The sequence below is a fragment of the Bacillus suaedaesalsae genome (assembly GCF_016890225.1).
GTDB lineage: Bacteria > Bacillota > Bacilli > Bacillales > SA4 > Bacillus_BS > Bacillus_BS suaedaesalsae.
In genome coordinates this window covers 1-2,927 of record NZ_JAFELM010000004.1, presented here as the reverse complement: position 1 = coordinate 2,927, position 2,927 = coordinate 1, and the positions used below count along the sequence as shown (strand labels likewise).

The window sequence follows — 2,927 nt, the reverse complement described above, 5'->3', positions numbered from 1 at the left end:
GGTTAAGTTATGAAGGGCGCACGGTGGATGCCTTGGCACTAGGAGCCGATGAAGGACGTGACTAACAACGATATGCTTCGGGGAGCTGTAAGTAAGCTTTGATCCGGAGATTTCCGAATGGGGAAACCCACTACTCGTAATGGAGTAGTATCTTAACCTGAATTCATAGGGTTATGATGGCAGACCCGGGGAACTGAAACATCTTAGTACCCGGAGGAAGAGAAAGCAATTGCGATTTCCTGAGTAGCGGCGAGCGAAACGGAATTAGCCCAAACCAAGAGGCTTGCCTCTTGGGGTTGTAGGACACTCTATACGGAGTTACAAAGGAACGAGGTAAGTGAAATGACCTGGAAAGGTCGGCCAAAGAAGGTAACAGCCCTGTAGCTGAAACTTCGTTCCCTCCAGAGTGGATCCTGAGTACGGCGGGACACGAGAAATCCCGTCGGAAGCAGGGAGGACCATCTCCCAAGGCTAAATACTCCCTAGTGACCGATAGTGAACCAGTACCGTGAGGGAAAGGTGAAAAGCACCCCGGAAGGGGAGTGAAAAAGATCCTGAAACCGTGTGCCTACAAGTAGTCAGAGCCCGTTAACGGGTGATGGCGTGCCTTTTGTAGAATGAACCGGCGAGTTACGATCCCGTGCAAGGTTAAGTTGAGAAGACGGAGCCGCAGCGAAAGCGAGTCTGAATAGGGCGAAATAGTACGTGGTCGTAGACCCGAAACCAGGTGATCTACCCATGTCCAGGGTGAAGTTCAGGTAACACTGAATGGAGGCCCGAACCCACGCACGTTGAAAAGTGCGGGGATGAGGTGTGGGTAGCGGAGAAATTCCAATCGAACCTGGAGATAGCTGGTTCTCTCCGAAATAGCTTTAGGGCTAGCCTCGAGGTAGAGAGTCTTGGAGGTAGAGCACTGATTGGACTAGGGGCCCTCATCGGGTTACCGAATTCAGTCAAACTCCGAATGCCAAAGACTTATACTCGGGAGTCAGACTGCGAGTGATAAGATCCGTAGTCGAAAGGGAAACAGCCCAGACCACCAGCTAAGGTCCCAAAGTATACGTTAAGTGGAAAAGGATGTGGAGTTGCCCAGACAACCAGGATGTTGGCTTAGAAGCAGCCACCATTTAAAGAGTGCGTAATAGCTCACTGGTCGAGTGACTCTGCGCCGAAAATGTACCGGGGCTAAACGTATCACCGAAGCTGTGGATTGTTCTTACGAACAATGGTAGGAGAGCGTTCTAAGTGCGTCGAAGTCAGACCGTAAGGACTGGTGGAGCGCTTAGAAGTGAGAATGCCGGTATGAGTAGCGAAAGACAAGTGAGAATCTTGTCCACCGAATGCCTAAGGTTTCCTGAGGAAGGCTCGTCCGCTCAGGGTTAGTCAGGACCTAAGCCGAGGCCGAAAGGCGTAGGCGATGGACAACAGGTTGATATTCCTGTACCACCTCCTCACCGTTTGAGCAATGGGGGGACGCAGGAGGATAGAGAATCGCGCTGCTGGATATGCGCGTCCAAGCAATTAGGCTGGTAAGTAGGCAAATCCGCTTACCGCAAAGGCTGAGTTGTGATGGGGAGGGAAATTTAGTACCGAACTTCTTGATTCCACACTGCCAAGAAAAGCCTCTAGCGAGGTGAGAGGTGCCTGTACCGCAAACCGACACAGGTAGGCGAGGAGAGAATCCTAAGGTGATCGAGAGAACTCTCGTTAAGGAACTCGGCAAAATGACCCCGTAACTTCGGGAGAAGGGGTGCTCTGGTAGGGTGCAAGCCCGAGAGAGCCGCAGTGAAAAGGCCCAAGCGACTGTTTAGCAAAAACACAGGTCTCTGCGAAGCCGCAAGGCGAAGTATAGGGGCTGACACCTGCCCGGTGCTGGAAGGTTAAGAGGAGGGGTTAGCGCAAGCGAAGCTCTGAATTGAAGCCCCAGTAAACGGCGGCCGTAACTATAACGGTCCTAAGGTAGCGAAATTCCTTGTCAGGTAAGTTCTGACCCGCACGAAAGGTGTAACGATTTGGGCACTGTCTCAACGAGAGACTCGGTGAAATTATAGTACCTGTGAAGATGCAGGTTACCCGCGACAGGACGGAAAGACCCCGTGGAGCTTTACTGTAGCCTGATATTGAATTTTGGTACAGCTTGTACAGGATAGGTAGGAGCCTGAGAAGCCGGAGCGCCAGCTTCGGTGGAGGCGTCGGTGGGATACTACCCTGGCTGTATTGAAATTCTAACCCTCGCCCCTTATCGGGGTGGGAGACAGTGTCAGGTGGGCAGTTTGACTGGGGCGGTCGCCTCCCAAAATGTAACGGAGGCGCCCAAAGGTTCCCTCAGAATGGTTGGAAATCATTCGTAGAGTGTAAAGGCACAAGGGAGCTTGACTGCGAGACCTACAAGTCGAGCAGGGACGAAAGTCGGGCTTAGTGATCCGGTGGTTCCGCATGGAAGGGCCATCGCTCAACGGATAAAAGCTACCCCGGGGATAACAGGCTTATCTCCCCCAAGAGTCCACATCGACGGGGAGGTTTGGCACCTCGATGTCGGCTCATCGCATCCTGGGGCTGTAGTCGGTCCCAAGGGTTGGGCTGTTCGCCCATTAAAGCGGTACGCGAGCTGGGTTCAGAACGTCGTGAGACAGTTCGGTCCCTATCCGTCGTGGGCGTAGGAAATTTGAGAGGAGCTGTCCTTAGTACGAGAGGACCGGGATGGACACACCGCTGGTGTACCAGTTGTTCTGCCAAGGGCATCGCTGGGTAGCTATGTGTGGACGGGATAAGTGCTGAAAGCATCTAAGCATGAAGCCCCCCTCAAGATGAGATTTCCCATTCTTTGAAGTAAGACCCCTGAAAGACGATCAGGTTGATAGGTCTGAGGTGGAAGCGTGGCGACACGTGGAGCTGACAGATACTAATAGGTCGAGGACTTAACCATA

At 52.7% G+C, this 2,927-nt stretch carries 1 rRNA gene; it reads left to right on the top strand.

Features of this window, described 5'->3' with window-relative positions:
* Positions 1–2,926 (top strand): 23S ribosomal RNA (locus JR050_RS00670).
* Position 2,927 lies beyond the last annotated feature (1 nt).